This is a genomic window from Ensifer sp. NM-2 (assembly GCF_003024455.1).
GTDB classification, from domain to species: domain Bacteria; phylum Pseudomonadota; class Alphaproteobacteria; order Rhizobiales; family Rhizobiaceae; genus Ensifer; species Ensifer canadensis.
Genome location: NZ_PVZR01000001.1, coordinates 220,747 through 237,495 on the forward strand (window position 1 = coordinate 220,747; position 16,749 = coordinate 237,495).

16 protein-coding genes are annotated in these 16,749 nt (G+C 62.8%); 3 read left to right on the forward strand and 13 right to left on the reverse strand.

What is annotated here, in order from left to right; translation table 11 throughout:
* Positions 1–48: 48 nt before the first annotated feature.
* Complete coding sequence (locus tag C6558_RS01150; RefSeq protein ID WP_025425590.1) at positions 49–945, forward strand: alpha/beta fold hydrolase; 897 nt, start codon at positions 49–51, stop codon at positions 943–945.
* Complete coding sequence (locus tag C6558_RS01155) at positions 942–1,799, forward strand: sigma-70 family RNA polymerase sigma factor (protein ID WP_025425591.1); 858 nt, start codon at positions 942–944, stop codon at positions 1,797–1,799. The genes C6558_RS01150 and C6558_RS01155 overlap by 4 nt, the downstream gene beginning before the upstream one ends.
* A gap of 112 nt (positions 1,800–1,911) precedes the next feature.
* Here C6558_RS01155 and guaA read toward each other — a convergent pair whose 3' ends face one another.
* The 4 genes from guaA to C6558_RS01175 form a co-directional block, all read right to left on the reverse strand.
* Entirely contained in the window at positions 1,912–3,474 is a 1,563-nt protein-coding gene (guaA, locus tag C6558_RS01160; protein ID WP_025425592.1) for a glutamine-hydrolyzing GMP synthase, read from the reverse strand.
* 94 nt (positions 3,475–3,568) lie between these two features.
* Positions 3,569–4,207 carry a 5'-methylthioadenosine/S-adenosylhomocysteine nucleosidase gene (locus tag C6558_RS01165; RefSeq protein WP_025425593.1) on the reverse strand — a complete coding sequence of 213 codons (639 nt, stop codon included), beginning with the start codon at positions 4,205–4,207 and terminating at the stop codon, positions 3,569–3,571.
* Complete coding sequence (locus tag C6558_RS01170) at positions 4,204–4,656, reverse strand: PaaI family thioesterase (protein WP_025425594.1); 453 nt, start codon at positions 4,654–4,656, stop codon at positions 4,204–4,206. The genes C6558_RS01165 and C6558_RS01170 overlap by 4 nt, the downstream gene beginning before the upstream one ends.
* 90 nt (positions 4,657–4,746) lie before the next feature.
* The gene (locus C6558_RS01175; protein ID WP_025425595.1) at positions 4,747–5,199 is read right to left on the reverse strand and encodes a TspO/MBR family protein; all 453 of its coding nucleotides are present in this window, start codon (positions 5,197–5,199) and stop codon (positions 4,747–4,749) included.
* Positions 5,200–5,283: 84 nt separating this feature from the next.
* Here C6558_RS01175 and C6558_RS01180 point away from each other — a divergent pair, with 84 nt between their 5' ends.
* A complete protein-coding gene (locus C6558_RS01180; protein ID WP_025425596.1) occupies positions 5,284–5,838 on the forward strand; it encodes a GNAT family N-acetyltransferase in 555 nt (184 codons plus the stop codon).
* 9 nt (positions 5,839–5,847) lie between these two features.
* Here C6558_RS01180 and C6558_RS01185 read toward each other — a convergent pair whose 3' ends face one another.
* The 9 genes from C6558_RS01185 to queG all read right to left on the reverse strand — a co-directional run bounded on the left by C6558_RS01185 (position 5,848) and on the right by queG (position 16,748).
* Positions 5,848–6,939 carry a DUF1513 domain-containing protein gene (locus C6558_RS01185; RefSeq protein ID WP_025425597.1) on the reverse strand — a complete coding sequence of 364 codons (1,092 nt, stop codon included), beginning with the start codon at positions 6,937–6,939 and terminating at the stop codon, positions 5,848–5,850.
* Between the two features lie 85 nt (positions 6,940–7,024).
* On the reverse strand, positions 7,025–8,014 hold the full coding sequence (locus C6558_RS01190; RefSeq protein WP_025425598.1) for a magnesium transporter CorA family protein: 990 nt from the start codon (positions 8,012–8,014) through the stop codon (positions 7,025–7,027).
* Between the two features lie 207 nt (positions 8,015–8,221).
* Positions 8,222–9,346: an imelysin family protein gene (locus tag C6558_RS01195; protein WP_025425599.1), complete on the reverse strand. Its 1,125-nt coding sequence runs from the start codon at positions 9,344–9,346 to the stop codon at positions 8,222–8,224.
* Positions 9,346–10,884 carry a di-heme oxidoredictase family protein gene (locus C6558_RS01200; protein WP_057212524.1) on the reverse strand — a complete coding sequence of 513 codons (1,539 nt, stop codon included), beginning with the start codon at positions 10,882–10,884 and terminating at the stop codon, positions 9,346–9,348. The genes C6558_RS01195 and C6558_RS01200 overlap by 1 nt, the downstream gene beginning before the upstream one ends.
* 49 nt (positions 10,885–10,933) lie before the next feature.
* Positions 10,934–12,214, reverse strand: a complete 1,281-nt coding sequence (locus C6558_RS01205; protein ID WP_025425601.1) for an imelysin family protein — start codon at positions 12,212–12,214, stop codon at positions 10,934–10,936.
* Between the two features lie 211 nt (positions 12,215–12,425).
* The gene (locus tag C6558_RS01210) at positions 12,426–13,715 is read right to left on the reverse strand and encodes an RsmB/NOP family class I SAM-dependent RNA methyltransferase (RefSeq protein ID WP_025425602.1); all 1,290 of its coding nucleotides are present in this window, start codon (positions 13,713–13,715) and stop codon (positions 12,426–12,428) included.
* A 148-nt stretch (positions 13,716–13,863) separates the two neighbouring features.
* Positions 13,864–14,238 (reverse strand): septal ring lytic transglycosylase RlpA family protein, encoded by a 375-nt coding sequence (locus C6558_RS01215; RefSeq protein WP_025425603.1) that lies wholly within the window; start codon positions 14,236–14,238, stop codon positions 13,864–13,866.
* 474 nt (positions 14,239–14,712) lie between these two features.
* Positions 14,713–15,588 (reverse strand): SDR family oxidoreductase, encoded by an 876-nt coding sequence (locus C6558_RS01220; protein ID WP_025425604.1) that lies wholly within the window; start codon positions 15,586–15,588, stop codon positions 14,713–14,715.
* Positions 15,576–16,748 (reverse strand): tRNA epoxyqueuosine(34) reductase QueG, encoded by a 1,173-nt coding sequence (queG, locus tag C6558_RS01225; RefSeq protein WP_025425605.1) that lies wholly within the window; start codon positions 16,746–16,748, stop codon positions 15,576–15,578. Before queG ends, C6558_RS01220 begins: the two co-directional genes overlap by 13 nt.
* Between the last annotated feature and the right edge of the window lies 1 nt (position 16,749).

A 16,749-nucleotide genomic window follows, 5' to 3' on the forward strand; every position in this document is an offset into this window, starting at 1 on the left:
TGCACAGGCCGCAAATATCGTAAGGTCAGAGTAAAGGGGACTGAGGGAATGGCAGTGACCAAAGCAGTTTTTGTCCTGATCCATGGCGGTTGGCACGACCGCTCGACATGGGACAAGGTGACGCCGATACTTGAAGCCAATGGCTTTTCGGCCTTGACGCTCGACCTTCCCGGCGCGGGGGTCAATGCCATAGCCCCACCGTCGCTCGGCCTTCGTCCGTTCGACCCCATTGCTTTTGCCACGGAGCCGTCACCCAGCGCCGGCATTACGCAGCTGGAGCGGACGGAAGCGGTTGTCGAGCTGGTAAAAGAGGCCGCGGCCCTCGGCGGCGGCAAGGTCATCCTGGTCGGGCACTCGGCCGGCGGGATGACGATTTCGGCGGTCGCCGAAAGGGTTCCGGACCAGCTTCTCGCAGTCGTTTATATCGCCGGGTTCATGGTGCCGAACGGCATGCCGTTGCTGGCGATGCTGCAACACGAAACCATGTCTTCGGCCCTGTCGCCCGGGTTGTTCGTGGGCGACCCCGTCGGCATCGGTGCGACAAGGATCAATCCGCGATCGACAGACGTCGCCTATCGATCGCTTCTCAAGGCTTCGTTTTATGGCGACGTGCCGGAGGTGGAATTCGCGCAGGCGGCGCTGCATCTTCACTACGACGAATCGAATGCCGGCGCCGTGGCTCCATCGGCCATTACGCCGGAAGGATTTGGCACCGTGCCGCGCCACTACATCCGCACCACACAGGACCGCGCGGTTCCGTTGGCCGGTCAGGATCACATGATTGCGACCGTAGACGTTGCCATCGGCGGCAAGACGACGACCCACACTTTGGAGACCAGCCACTCGCCATTCCTGTCACAACCGGCCAAGCTGTCGAAGATACTGATCGAAATCAGCGCCCAGTCCCAGGCGGAGCGGGCAAGCGCCGGAGGTCTTGGTGCATGAATACCGACCATTTCGAGGACCGTCTGAATGCGCTCAGACCACGCCTTCATCGCTACTGCGCGCGCATGACGGGATCGGCGGTCAATGGCGAGGATGTCTTGCAGGATACGCTCGTCAAGGCGCTCAACGCACGAGCCCAAGGAGTCGAGGTCGATAGTCTCGAGGGCTGGCTGTTTCGCATCGCCCACAACACGAGCCTCGATTTCCTGCGCGAGCGGTCGCGCAACACGGTCGTCTCGCTCACCGAAGACGTCGAGGCGGCGCCCATCCCTGAGGCGGAAATCGTCGCGTTCAGCTTCCAGACGTTTCTGCGGCTGCCTGAACTTCAGCGCTGCGCGGTGATCCTCAAGGATGTCCTGGGTCATTCGATCGACGAGATCGCCGGGATCGCGGGCTGCTCGCCCGCCGCCGCCAAATCGGCGCTACAGCGCGGGCGCGTTGCACTCCGGGAACTTGCGCAGGCACCCGACGATATCAGGCTGCCGCTGATGTCAGAGCCGGACCGGCGGAAGATGACCGCCTATGTCCGTCTCTTTCAGAGCGGTGATTTCGACGCAATTCGCGCCATGCTCGCCGATGACGTGAAGCTCGATCTGGTAAACCGGCTGCAACTCGAAGGACGCGACAGGATCGGCCACTATTTTACCCGCTATGGCGAAGTGACGAAGTGGCGGTTCGCCTTCGGCGCGGTTGAAGGACAGCCGGCCATGCTGGTGTTCGACAGCACCGGCTCGACGGAACGGCCTGCACATTTCGTCCTGATCGGCTGGTCGGAAAGCCGGATCATCCAGATCCGGGACTTCCTGTTCGCGCCGTATGTGCTCGAAGCCATCGATTGGGTGCGGTTGGACTAATCGACCGGACAGCGCCATCATGGCGCTCGGCGCACGTGAGGAATAGACGGCTGGCAGCAGCGCGGGCGAGAAAATCGCCGCCCAAAGCTACGCTATTGCCGCCGATTGCCCGTTATTCCCACTCGATCGTGCCGGGCGGCTTCGACGTGACGTCGTAGACCACGCGGTTGATGCCACGGACCTCGTTGATGATGCGCGTTGCCGCACGGCCGAGGAATTCCATGTCGTAGTGGTAGAAGTCGGCGGTCATGCCGTCGACCGAGGTGACGGCCCGCAGCGCACAGACGAACTCGTAAGTGCGGCCGTCGCCCATGACGCCGACGGTCTGGACCGGCAGCAGCACGGCAAACGCCTGCCAGATGGCGTCGTAGAGGCCGGCCTTGCGGATTTCGTCGAGATAGATCGCGTCGGCTTCGCGCAGGATCTCGAGCTTCTCGCGGCTGATGCCACCAGGGCAACGGATGGCAAGGCCCGGTCCGGGGAACGGGTGGCGGCCGATGAAGCTGTCGGGCAGGCCGAGTTCGCGGCCGAGCACCCGGACTTCGTCCTTGAACAGCTCGCGCAGCGGCTCGACCAGCTGCATGTTCATGCGTTCCGGCAGGCCGCCGACATTGTGGTGCGACTTGATCGTCACCGACGGGCCGCCGGTGAAGGAAACGCTTTCGATGACGTCGGGATAAAGCGTGCCCTGGGCAAGGAAATCCGCGCCGCCGAGCTTCTTTGCCTCTTCCTCGAACACCTCGATGAACAGGCGGCCGATGATCTTGCGCTTGGTTTCCGGATCGCTTTGGCCTTCCAGTTCGCCGATGAAGCGGTCGGAAGCGTCGACGTGCAGCAGGTGCAGATTATAGTGCTCTTCAAACATGGCGACGACGTTCTTCGCCTCGTCCTTGCGCATCAGGCCATGGTCGACGAGGATGCAGGTCAGCTGGTCGCCGACTGCCTCGTGGATCAGGAGCGCTGCGACCGAGCTGTCGACGCCGCCGGAAAGCGCGCAGATCACCTTCTTGTCGCCGACCTGTTTGCGGATCGCGTCCACGGCCTTGGCGCGGTAGGCCGACATCGACCAGTCGCCCTTGATGCCGGCGATCTTGTGCACGAAGTTGGCGATCAGCTTGGCGCCGTCGGGCGTGTGCACCACTTCCGGGTGGAACTGCACGGCGTAGTACTTGCGCTTCTCGTCGGCAATGAAGGCAAAGGGGGCGTTGGCGGATGTCGCCACGACCTCGAAGCCTTCGGGGATCGCCGTGACGCGGTCGCCATGCGACATCCAGACCTGGTGGCGCGAGCCGAGCGACCAGACGCCGTCGAACAGCGCGCAGTCCTTCTCGACTTCGAGGAAGGCGCGGCCGAATTCGCGGTGATGGCCGCTCTCGACCTTGCCGCCCAGCTGGGCGCACATGGTTTGCTGGCCGTAACAGATGCCGAAGACCGGCAGGCCGGAATCGAAGATCATCGAAGGCGCGCGCGGCGAGCCGATGTCGAGGGTGGAAGCCGGGCTGCCGGAGAGGATGACGGCCTTCGGCTTTAGCCGCTGAAAACCTTCGTCCGCCGACTGGAACGGCACGATTTCGCAATAAACACCGGATTCGCGCACGCGCCGGGCGATGAGCTGCGTCACCTGGCTGCCGAAATCGACGATGAGAACGGTGTCGGGATGGGCTGTCTGGGTCATGTCGGGCCTTCAAACAAGCTTGATCATGGCGAGCCTTTAATCAAAGCCCGTCCTCTGCGCAACGATTAGATTGCACCCCGACAATTCCGGGCTTTCAGAGCCGGATTTCGCCCGTGCCGATCGCTGTCTCAAGCCTGTCGATGACGCCGGCGAGCTTCTCGTCGATGACATCTAGATATTCCGTCCAGTCGTTGACGTGCTTGAGTTCCGCCTTACCGTCGGAAATGCCGCGAAGCGCGATGAGCGGCACGCCGAAAGACTGGCAGGCGCGTAGCACCGCATAGGTCTCCATTTCCACCATGTCGGCGTCGATGCCGTCATAGGCGGTGCCGGAGACGATGTTGGCGCCGGTCGAAAGCCGGGCCTCCTTGATCCCAGGAATGCGCAGCGGCAGCGAAACGACGGCGGGAAGGTCGAGAAACGGCGTCGCGCCTTTCTCGAAACCGAGCACCGAGGCGTCCATGTCGCGGTAGCCGACCGATGTCGCCTGATAGACTTCGGTCTGTTCAAGCTTGGCCGCACCCGCCGAACCGAGCGAGACGACGAGATCAGGCAGAGTGTCTTTGGAGGCAAGGCCTGCCAGCGTCTTCGTCAGCGTGACTGCGGCCTCGACCGGTCCGACGCCGGTCATCAGCGGCGCGATCCGTGCCTTGAGATGAGGACCGTACTCGGCATCGACAGCCATGACATAGAGAACCTTGCGGCCGGCGACGTCCTTCATTTCGACCTTCATCCTTCGATACCCTCGCGTCCGCGGATGACCATCATCGTGCCGGTCATCGAGGCGATCAGCTTGGCCGGCCCGTCCGAGCGGATGGCGTAGCCGCGCCCGTCGGAGACGATGATCGTCGTGCCGGGCTTGGTGACCTCGCCGCGAAACAGGAAGCGCTCGCCGCGCCCCGGCGACAGCAGGTTGACCTTGAATTCGATCGTCAGGATAGAGGCGTCGGGGTCGATGACGGAATAGGCGGCATAGGTGCCGGCCGAATCGAGCGCGGCGGAGATCACGCCCGCATGCAGGAAGCCGTGCTGCTGCGTCAGCTTTTCGTCAAAGGGCAGCTCGATCTCGACGGTACCCTGCTCGACCAGCGTCAGTTCTGCGCCGATCGTTTCCATGGCCGCCTGCCGTGCGAAGCTTTCCCTTATGCGCCTGCGGAAATCTGGGGGATCGCTGTCGTCCATCAGTCTGTACGGCCCTGGCTGTCGCGGCAGGCCCGATTGCCTCCCATATCGATCGACGGACAGTGGCACGGCCGCACCAGTGCGACAAGCTCAATTCATGAGGAAAATCGAGCCGTTGAGTACGGTCGCGAATGCCACCCAGGCGAGATAGGGCAGGAAGAGCAAGGCCGAAGCGCGGTCTCTTTGCCAGCTTGCGACGATGACACCGGCGACTGCGATCAGCAGCGCGATGATGACAATCAGTGCCGACGCGATGTCCTGCAGGCCGAAGAACAGCGGCGACCACAGGAAGTTGAAGATCATCTGCGCGAGCCACAATCGCATCGCGGCGGTACGGCGATGGTCAAGAAACAGCCGGGCGCCGACGATGCCGATCATCACGTAGAGCACCGACCAGACCGGGGCGAAGATCCAGTTGGGTGGATTGAAGACCGGCTTTGCCAGTGACTGGTACCATTCGCCGGGGATGTTGTTGTAGCCGATGAGAAGCCCGAGACCGAGAACGGCAGCGATGAAGACTGTGTAGACGAGGGGTCTGTTCATGGCGTCGACAGATAGAGTGCCCTGATGCGCTTTCCAGCGGGGGCTGCTGTTTCGAAGCGACCATGCGCCACCTATATCTCTGCCATGAAAAGCTTCCGACGCATCGACATCCGGCCGGCCGGTCCTGATGACATCATGATGATCGCTTCCGTCATCGTCGAAACCTGGCGATCGACGTTTCGCGGGCTGATTTCCGATGCCTTCCTCGATGCCATGAGCATCGAGGAACAGGCGTTGCGCCATGCCCGGCGCATGCGCGTTGTCGACGTTTTCCACCTGGTCGCGGTCGACATGAGCACGAACCGGGTGATCGGCTTTGCCAATTATGGAAAGGCCCGCTCGATGCCGCCGCGCTTCGACCGCGAACTCTATGCGCTTTATATCCTCAAGGAGTTTCAAGGGGCCGGCATCGGCTCGGCGCTCGTGCGCAGCGTCGCGGCCCACTGCCGGGAGCTGGGCGGCGCGTCGCTGTTTGCCTGGGTGCTTTCCAGCAATCCGAACCGAGCGTTTTACGAACGCCTGGGGGCGGTCGCCGTCGGCCAGGGCCAGGTCAGCCTCGGCGGTGAGAACCACGATCAGACCGCCTATCGATGGGACAATTTGGCAAAGCTGGCCGGCGAGGGTCGCTTCTCCGCGTGACGTGGGCCGTCAGTCCCGGCCGAGCCGGACGATATGCTGGTCCCAGGCGACACGGCTTTGACGGTCCTTGAAGCGGCCGTCATAGGACGACACGGCAAAACCATGCTCGGCCGCCGCGACACCGGCGGCGTCGGTCACGCGCTCTTGCCTCAACACCGCACCCGTGCGGGCATCGAGCGTCACGGCAACGCCACCCTTGGGCGAGGTGAGGCCGATCAATCCCTCCTGGCGGTTGACGGCTATGGCGCCGACATAATTGGCCAAGGCCTCGGTCGTGCTTTCGGGCAGCGACACGAAGGCGAGATCTTCGCCATGGGAAAAATGGCCGACGAGCGGCGGCAGGTCGTCGCGCGCACCTTCGTATTGGCAGGCAAACCAGATTTCGCCCTTCGGGCCGATATCGACGTGGCGGGTGGAGAGACGGTTGAGTTCGCCCGGCAGTATGTGTTTTTGGATCAGCGCGCCGGTCTCGGTGTCGACCAGTGTCAGGCTCGGTTCCATATGGTCGAGATTGAGCTTGGTGCGGCCGAAATCCGGATGAGTCTCGATGCCGCCATTGGCGATGGCCAGCATCCGTCCATCGGCGGAAAGCGTCATGTCATGCGGGCCGATGCCATAGGTCGGGAACTCGCCGATGCGGGCAAAATGTCGGCTGCCGTCGTAGATGCCGATCATGCCGCGATTGGCGGCAAAGTCGTTTTCGGTGGCGTAGAGCAGGCGGCCATCGGCAGAAAAGCAGCCATGGCCATAGAAGTGCCGGCCCTCGGCGGCCGCGATGACCACCGGCTCGGCGCTGCCGTCGGTCGCAAGGATCATCGCATAGGTGCCGGGGCGGCGGGAAAACGCCACCGTCCGTTTGCTGGCGGCTGAATGGGCCATGCCGTGGGCGCGTGCCGGAAGCGCCGTGCGCTCGACGATCTCGCCGGCCTCGGTCAGTGTGGCAACGCCATAGCTTCCGTCCGGCGCCATGAAAGCGGAGGCAAAGACCGCGTCGGCGCGCTCGAGCGCAAAGGCGCCGCGAGCGCCGAGCGTCGCCACCCAGGCGGCGCCGGCCATCTTGATGAAATTGCGACGGTCGATCAGACCCGTGGTGGCGCGCATGGCCATTCCTCGCCTGCCATCTTATCGGACCGGCACCGGAATTCCGCCGCCGATCCTTGTCGCTACGATGTAGCAGATGACTCTGTCAGAGCCAGCCCCGCCGCTTGAAGTAGAGGAACGGCACGATCGCCGAAAGCACCATCAGCGCCAGGGCATAGGGATATCCGAACTGCCACTGCAGCTCGGGCATGACCTCGAAGTTCATGCCGTAGATCGAGGCGACCAGTGTCGGCGGCAGGAACACGACGGCAGCGACCGAGAATATCTTGATGATCTGGTTCTGCTCCAGATTGATCAGGCCGAGCGTCGCGTCGAGCAAGAAGTTGATCTTGTTCGACAGGAACAGCGCGTGGTCGCCGAGCGATGTCGCATCGCGCTGGATCAACTTGATCCGCTGCCGGCTTTCCTTGGCCGCCTTGCGCGGACCGATGCCTTCGAGCGCCACGTGATAGGCGACCAGCCGACCGATGCTGACCAGGCTTTCGCGAATGATCGTCAGAAGGTCACCCTTCTGGCCGATCTGCTCGATCAGCGACTGCAAGTCGCGTGTCTTCTTGGTGGCGCTGGCATTGGTCTTGCGGAACACTTCACGCGAAATACCGTCGACCTCGCTGCCGGCCCGCTCGAGTGCGTCGGCGGTGCGGTCGATCATCGCTTCGAGAAGCCCCAGCATCGCCAGTTCGCCAGTTTCGCAGCCTTGGCCGTTGGCCTTCTGCAGCCGGTTGGCATAGGTCTGGAACGGCTTCGGGTCGGCGTGACGTACGGTCACGAGCGTCACGCCCTTGACGATGAAGGTCACGGGAACCTTGACCGGGTAGTCGCTGTCGAGCTTGGCAACGGCCGTCATGGTCATGAACTGCGCGCCGTCTTCCTGGTAGAGCCGGTCGGACAGCTCGATTTCCTGCATCTCGTCCCGGGTCGGGATTTCGATGCCGAGTTGGCCTTCGACCAGCCGGGTCTCCTCCACGGACGGATTGAGCAGGTCGAACCAGATGACCGGCGTCGGAGAGGCAAGGCCGTCGAGCATGTCGACGAGCACGAGATGGCTGTTCTGGCTTTTGTAGATGCGCAGCATTTTGGGCTCCATAGGGCGAGTCATCCGACCGCCACGAAGCCCTGATCAATCAGGACCGAGCGGTCGTGAGCATGAAGGCTCGACTTCGACTGTCGGGGTTCATTGCAAGTTGATCCTTGTGGTGAAACGTGGCCGCGAGAGCGGACACGGGAGCGCTTTGCGCCCAAACGGGGGGATTGTCAACAGCCTCGGCTAAGGGCTGTCTGCTCAGTCGCCGTCGGCAAAGGAGAAGCCGGCGCCAAGGCCGATGGCACCGCCGAAATCCTTGTTCAGCCGGTCGAGAAGATCGGCGGTGTTGAGCGTGAGAAAATCGAGCTTGGCCCGGCTCTTGTCATCGGCGATCGCCTCGCCGATCGGACCGTCGATGGTCTGCGAGATGCCGATGACCGACTTGAAGACGAAGTCTGCCGACCCGGCGACCGAGCGGCTGTCGTTCGGAAGCAGGCTTTCCATGTCGGCCACCTTGAACAGGGTATGCAGGCCGCGGAAGTTGGCGGCGATCGAGGGCATGGTGTTTTCCGACCGCCAGTAGATCGCCGACTTCGGATGTCCCTTGTCCTGCTTGCCGTCGACGGTTCCGGCATAGAACGGCTTCAGCCGCTGGTCCTTCACCATCTCGACGCCGTGCACGAAAATGCCGAGCAGCTCGGTTGCCGCCTCCTTGCTGTCGCGAAATTGAGGATTTCCAGGGCCCGGCTTTTTCCAGGCGGCCTGGATGCCCTCAGGCTTTTGCCACTCCGCCAGGAACTCGTTGGCGATGGCGTCGAGGTTCTGCGAGATCGCCACGCCGTAGCGGCAACGGAAATCGCCGTCCTTGCTCGCCAGCACATCGGAGCCATTGCCGTAGAGCACGTATTCCAGTGCGCCCAGTCCTTGCGCCGCGACGCTCTTGCCCTTGAGCGATGCGACGTCGGTCGCCGTCTCGTCGCCCTTGGCAAGAATGGCCTGCACCTGTTTCAGGCCCGTGCTCTTGCGGTCGGGGTAGAACAGGAAGCGCTCGAAGCGGTTCTGCTCGAGCGCCGGCCCCAAACGGATGATTTCGACCGTCGACCAGGCCTGTACCAGGTCGGAAAATGCTTCTTGCGCTTTCTCCTGCGATGCCGCCGACGGGACCTCGCAAAGGGCGGCCGACGCCTTCGTCAGCAGCGCGGTCTTGTCCGACAGGTTGCGGTAGCCGGGGATAATGAAATCGTCGACCGCCCTAGCCATCACGGCTGGCACGGCAGCCTCGTTGACGACACGGGGCGACAGCGCGCTTCCCTCCTGCGCCATGGCCGGCAGGGACAGAGCGGCCAGGCAAAGGCCGAGGGCAAGCGAAGGCATATGAGACATCAAAGAGACTCCAGGAATGCGAGGAGGTCACGGCGGTCACGTGTGGAAAGCGCGGCAAAGGCGTCTCGCGCTTTTTCGCCCTCTCCACCATGCCACAGAATGGCTTCGGTAAAATTGCGGGCCCGCCCGTCGTGCAGCAGGAACGTATGGCCGCTCACCGCCTTCGTCAGTCCGATGCCCCAGAGCGGCGGCGTGCGCCATTCGCGGCCATTGGCGATACCTACGGTCTGGCCATCGGCAAGGCCGTCTCCCATGTCATGGAGCAGGAAGTCGGAATAGGGCCAGATCAGCTGGAACGCCTGTGCCTTGTGGGCAGCGTCGCGACGCGTCACGTATTTCGGGGTGTGGCAGGAAGCGCAGCCGCTCTGGTAGAAGATCTCCTTGCCGCGCAGGGTTTTTGGAAAGCTCGCCTTGCGCCGCGCCGGAACGGCCAGATTGGCCGAGTAGAAGGTGACCAGTCCCAGCACCGGGTCCGGAGCCTCGACCGCGCCGAGACGCGCCTGGACGCCGGTCGGCAGGCCGAGGCAGGCCGTTTGCCCTTCGGTGCAGTCGCCAAAACTGCGGTCGAGATCCGGGGTCGAAAGGCCGATATCGGCGGCGAAGGCATCCGCCGTCTGCTGGCGCACCGTCGGGGTCTGTGCCTTCCAGCCAAAGCGACCAAGCGCAATTTCTCCGGTCGCGCGATCGCGAACCAGCGAGGCGCGCCCGCTGATGCCGTCGCCGTCGGCGTCATCAGGGTCTGCACGGGAAAGGATATCCGCCTCATGGATCGCCTCGATCAGTCCCAATCCGATCATCTGCGGCGCCACCCGCGGCGAAAGCGTCGTTGTCGGATCAAGGGCGCCGTAGGCGAGATCGCGCACCGCATAGGTCGGCTTGCGCAGGAAGACCAGTTCGCCGTCCGCCAGCGTGACCGGCAGCTCGGAGTAGGTCATCTTCATCTGACCTTCGGCGGCAAGCCCCGGCACCGCCCTGTCCTGCAACTGCGCGCCGTAAATCGGGTCGGGGAAATTGGCCATGTCGTAGGTCGCCAGCATCTGCCGTTCGCCGTCGTTGCGCGGCGCCCGGGCGAGCCGGTAGAGCATCGAGGTGCCGTCGCTGGCGCCTTCGGGCGGGCCGCCACGCCCATCGCGCGGATGGCAGCTGAGGCAGGACCTTGCATTGTAGAGCGGCCCCAGGCCATCGGACGCCTGGGTTGACGAGGGCGAGGACACCCAGAGCTTTTCGAACAGCGCATCGCCCAGCTTGAATCCCTCTTCATCCTCGAAAGCCAAGTTTGCGGAAAACTGAGTGAAGCTGTCCTGATCGTTCGGGGCGATCGACGTTCCGGCTCCCGCCGACATCGCCTCGTATCGTTCTGCCTTGGAGAAATCCGTGACCGGCACAGTGATCGCCTCGACGCGGCGAAGGTCGGCCTCGGAGAGATCGTCGCGCTTGTGCTTGAGCGCGGAGGTATCGTCTGACGCCTGAACTGCCGCCGCAACAAGAAACAGCGCCAGGAGCGACTGCAGAAGGGAGCGGGCAATGCATGCGTTCATCGATTGAGGATCGGGCCGCGTCCGTAACGGCGCGGCCCGCCTTTTCAGCTTATTGGAAAACAGCGTTAGGATTATCCAAGCTGTCGGAACCTTCAAGCTCAATCGTGCCGAGGTCGAGCGACGCGATGACGCGCTGCACGGTCTTGGCCTGGGCGATCAGGCCGTCGATCGCGGCCTGGACGGTGGCGTTGCCCTCGGCATTGCCTTCGCCGATCATCTGGTCGTAGGCCTCGACGGTTTCGGCGCGCTTGGCCATCGCCTGCATCTTCTCGACCGTGGTGGCGAGATCCTTGGTCATTTCCTTGTCGAGTGCCGCGTCCTTGGTGGCAACGAGTTCGGAAAGCGAGGCGCCGGTCAGCTTGGTGCCGTCGACGCGGGTATATTCGCCGGTATAGGCCGACTGGATGCCGATCGCGTCGTGCAGGTGCGAGTTGTGGGTGTTGTCGGAGAAGCAGTCGTGCTCTTCTTCCGGGTCATGCAGCAGGATGCCGAGCTTCATGCGCTCGCCTGCAAGCTCGCCATAGGAGAGCGATCCCATGCCGGTCAGGATGGCGGTCAGGCCAGCCTTCGGATCGGCTTCGACGGCCTTGGTCGCCGCGCCATCCGGCGTCCAGTTGGCAACCATTTCCTTCAGGTCCGAAACGAGCAGTTCGGATGCAGCCTTCAAATAGGCGCCACGCCGATCGCAATTGCCGCCGGTGCAGGCCTTGGTGTCGTAATCCGTGTAGGGGCGGTTGCCGGCGCCAGCCTTGGTGCCGTTCAGGTCCTGGCCCCAGAGCAGGAATTCGATGGCGTGATAGCCCGTGGCGACGTTCGCCTCGATGCCGCCTGCTTCCTGTAGGGTACCCGCCAGCAGTTCCGGCGTGATGTTGGTGGCGTCGACATCCTTGCCGTCGATCTTGATCGTCTTGTTGGCGATCACGTTGGCGGTGAAGAGACCGTTCTCGTCGCTCTCGCTGCCGTAGCTCGGATCGACATAGTCGATCAGGCCTTCGTCCAGCGGCCAGGCGTTGACCTTGCCTTCCCACTCGTCAACGATGGCGTTGCCGAAGCGGTAGACTTCCGTTTCCTGGTAGGGGTGGCGGGCCTTGAGCCAGGCTTCGCGCGCCGCCTTCAGCGTTGCTTCGCTGGGGGTCGCGATCAGCGCGTCGATTGCCTTGTCGAGCGCCTCAGCGGTGATCAGCGCATCTTCGAACTTGGCGTGCGCGACGACGGTGTAGTGCTTTACAACGGCGGCCGCATCGGTGGCGGCCTGCGCCGGCTGCAGGGCCAGCGTCGACGTTGCCGTCATGAGCGCCAGCGCCGCGGCGCGGATGAAATTCTTGGTCATGACCCTCTCCTGTTCTTCTCCCGGCGTGACCGGAACGGACACCGCGGGACGGCGTCATTGCTCGGCAATGGGTCGTGGAAAATCCCCCGCCGACCCGCCGGAGCTTGATTGTCATGAACCAAAAGTAAACTGGTGTCAAAGTGTATAGTTTAGAACGTTTTCAATCTGATGCCGGCGGTTTGGCGCAGTGTCGAAGCCGCCGGCGAGGCGCTCAGGCCTTGCGCTGCATCAGGCAGAAGAAGAAGCCGTCGGTGCCGGTGGAAGCCGGCGTCAGCGTCACCGTCTTCATGTCGGCGGACCATGGCTGCGGCTTGTCGGTACCGAATAGCCCGGCCCAGATGTCGGCGGCCGACAGGATCTCGAATTCCGGATTGTCTTCGCAGAAGCCGTAGACTTGCGCCTCGTTCTCCTCGGGAAGCACCGAGCAGGTGACGTAGATCAGGTGTCCGCCCGGCCGCACGAACTGCGCAGCACTTGCCAGCGCTTCTTCCTGCTGGGAGATCCGCTCTTCGAGGTTCTTCTGGTTGAGCCGCCACTTGGTGTCGGGGCGGCGACGCCACGTTCCGGTGCCGGTGCAAGGCGCATCGACGAGAACCCGATCGAAACGGCCGGCAAGCGGCGCCAGGCTGTCGGCGGAATCGTGTACCTGGACATTGCGCGTTCCAGCGCGCTTCAGCCGTTCGATGATCGGCGCCAGGCGCTTGCGGTCGGTGTCGTAGGCGTGCACCTGGCCCTTGTTGTTCATCGCAGCCGACATGGCGAGCGTCTTGCCGCCGCCGCCGGCGCAATAGTCGAGCACCTGTTCGCCTTCCTGCGGGAAGGCGAGATCGGCGACGATCTGCGATCCCTCGTCCTGGACTTCGAACCAGCCTTTCTGGAAGGAAAGCTCGGCGGTGACGTTCGGCAGGCGCGAGGCGCCTTCGCCGGCGGGAATACGAATACCGTTGCGGGCGATCGTTGCGGCTTCAGCGCCGCTGCGCTCCAGCGCCTTCAGCACCTTGTCCCGGGTCGACTTGAGCGTGTTGGCGCGCAGATCGAGCGTCGGACGCCCGGCGAGCGCCTTGGCTTCGTCGAGCCAATCCTCGGAGAAGTTTTCCTCGAAGGATGCCTGCACCCATTCGGGAATGTCGCCCTGGATGTGGGGCGCGGCATCATCGAGGCGGCGCGTCGCGAAGGCCTGCGCCATGTCGGCGGACGGCATCTCGGGTGCGAATTTGTCGCCATCGAGTTCGGCCGCCAGCGCTTCGGGGGAAAAGCCCCACTGGCGGTACATCACGGCGTGGCCGAGAGCGGCGGCGCTGTCGCTGTCCATCAGGTAGGCGTGGGAGAGCTTCATGCGAAGCGCGTCATAGACGATGTTGCCGATCGCCGATCGATCGCCGGAGCCGGCGAAGCGATGGGAAAGGCCCCAGTCCTTGAGTGCGTCGGCGACCGGGCGCTTCCGCTTTTCGATGTCCTCAAGAACCTCAATGGCTCCAGCGAGCCTGCCGCCCAATCGCATCTTCGATCAACTCCTTTTTCGCCGTGGTAGCGGCGATGGCATCGAAGAGCAAGACGCTGGCCGGGATTAAACGCGGGGAAGTGGCGAGGAACAGTACTTCTCAAAGCAGAACCGCCCGGATCGGATGCCGGACGGAAGTATTTTACGATCAGGAATTGACGACGCGATAACAGATGCTGGCGTGGCCGGAGCTGATCATGCCGATCTGCGAGGCGGCTGCTTTGGAAAGATCGATCACACGGCCACGGATGAACGGGCCACGATCGTTGATGCGAACGATTACACTCTTGCCGTTGCGCTTGTTGGTGACCTGCACCTTGGTGCCGAATTTCAGACTGCGATGGGCGGCGGTGAGGCGGGCGGCGTTCATACGTTCGCCGGAAGCCGTCTTGGAGGTCAGCGCATACCAGGAAGCACCGCCGCAGCCGGCGCCTGCTGCCTGGCTGTCGGAAACGGAACCGAGGCCGATCCCGGCGGTGAACAGCGCTGCCGCAGCAACAGTCTTGATTTTCGCTGGCGTCAAACTGGCGACCCTCGGTTAGAGCTCTTGGGCTGGAGCTCTTGGTTAATTCTGTCGAAGATCGCTAATTGGGGCGAAAAATGGCGAAAACGTGCTTCAACCATTTACGTTTTATTAGGATCTATTAAAAAAGGACGAAAATTAAAAAACGAAGATTGTTTGAAATAGTTTAAATAGAACCCGGAAGTTCTTTGGAATCAGCGGTTGAACGCGCTAAATGCGGCGCGCACGCGAGCCGAGATATCGGCTTAACGAAAAAAATCATTAAAAATTTCGAATTGAACGAATCGTCCGGAATCCGGATGGTCAAAAATGCGTCACTACCGCTGTGGTTGCATTCAATTCGCCGAGTATAGAATGAATATCTCACGAAGGTCACAATTAAGCGCCTCCGTGAGATCACCATTACTAACGATCATGCTATCGACAAGGTTCCATTGCGAACGGAATATTTTGACTGGTTCGCGCAGCAATTGTTCATTGGCCGCGCCAGCTGTCCGTCTGCCACATTTGCGCAAGCGAGACGCGATAATCGGGATAGGCGAGTTCGAAGCCGGTTTCCCGCAGGCGTGCATTCGAAACGCGCTTGTTTTCGCCATAGAAGGATCGGGCCATCGGCGAAAGCTCGGCGGTTTCGAACGGCATCTCGGGCGGCGGCTCGACGCCCATCAGCCGCGCGGCCTCGGCAACGATATCCTGCGGTGGTGCCGGCTCGTTGTCGGTGATGTTGAAGATCCCACCCTGAAGTCTTTCGGAGAGGTAGGATGTGGCAGCGCCGATATCTTCCACACGAATGCGATTGAACACCTGGCCGGGCTTGATCAGCCGGCGGGCCGTGCCGTTGGCGAGATTGCAGAAGGCGTTGCGTCCGGGGCCGTAAATGCCGGAAAGCCGTAGCACAGCGACGGGAACAGCGTGTTTGGCGCCGAAGGCAAGCCAGGCGTCTTCCGCCTCGACTCGCTCCACCGAGCGCGCCGAGACCGGTTTGGACAACATGTCTTCCGTCACCCACTGACCGCCATGGTCGCCATAGACGCCGACGGTGGAGAGATAGCCGATCCAGCGAAGGGCAGGGGCAAGCGTGGCGAGGTCGGTGCTGCCGGGGCGGAACATCGGGTCGCCGTCGCGGCCGGGAGCGATCGACTGGATCAGATGGGTCGCCTGCCGCAAGGCGTCTGCCAGTTCGTCGGAAACCGTATCGCCGTCGAAGACGATCGGGCGGATGCCCGCTTTTGCGAGTTTGGCAGCCTTTTCCGCACTGCGGGTCGTACCAGTGACGCTATCGGCCTTGTCGGCCAGTGCGCGCGCGATCGCCATGCCGGAATAACCGGCGCCAAGAATCAGGACATGCATCGGCTTACTCCCGCCATTTGCCATTCGGACAACACTTCTTCGTCGCTCTCCGCACCGCATTGCCTCTCATGGGCCGCAAGCGCATCGGGCGAGATCAATAGTGACAAAGCCCACACCGCCATCGCCCTCACCATCGGGGAGGTATCGCTGGTCAACGTCTTGCAGGCTGCGACCAGGCTGTCATCGCCGGAATTGCCCGCTGCGATCAAGACATTTCTGACGAAGCGGTCACGCCCGATGCGTTTGACCGGCGAGCCCGAGAAGAAGGTCCTAAATGTCGGGTCGTCGAGGGTCAGGAGAAAGGCGAGCGACGGCGCCTTCAGGTCATCGCGCGCCTTCAGTTTCATCTCCGACGCCTGCTGCGCGAACTTGTTCCAGGGGCAGGCGGCAAGACAGTCGTCGCAGCCATAGATGCGATTGCCGATCAGCGGACGCAGCGTCGGGTCGATCGGCCCCTTGTGCTCGATTGTCAGGTAGGAAATGCAGCGCCGCGCGTCGATGCGGTAGGGGGCGGGGAAGGCAGCGGTGGGACAGGCGTTGACACAGGCACGACAGGAGCCGCAATGGTCGCGCTCGGCGGCGTCGAAGGCAAGTTCCGCCGTGGTGAACAGGCTGCCGAGAAACAGCCAGGAGCCGAACTCGCGGCTGACGAGATTGGTGTGTTTGCCTTGCCAGCCGATGCCTGCCTTTTCGGCGAGCGGCTTTTCCATCACCGGTGCCGTGTCGACGAACACCTTCACGTCTTCGCCGGCACGTGCCGCAAAGCGGGTCGCGACCTCTTTCAGGCGGCCCTTGATGATATCGTGATAGTCGCGGTTCTGGGCATAGACGGAGATCGCACCGCGATCCGGCTGGTCGAGGATGCCGCGCGGGTCTTCCTCCGGGCCGTAGTTCATTCCGAACATGACGACCGAGCGCACGTTGCTCCAGAGGGTTCGCGGATCGGAGCGGCGCTCCGCCGTTTCGGCCAGCCATTCCATCGTGCCGTGGAAGCCCTCGTCGAGGAATTCCACGAGCCGCGCCGGCGCCTCCGGTATGGCATCGGGCCGGGTGATGCGACAGACGTCGAAGCCCTTGTCGGCCGCCTCGGCCTTCAGGAATTCCGTCAGCTTCTGCCGCCGTCGCTCCTGGTTTTCAGCCTTGGCAGCACTGCCGGGCACG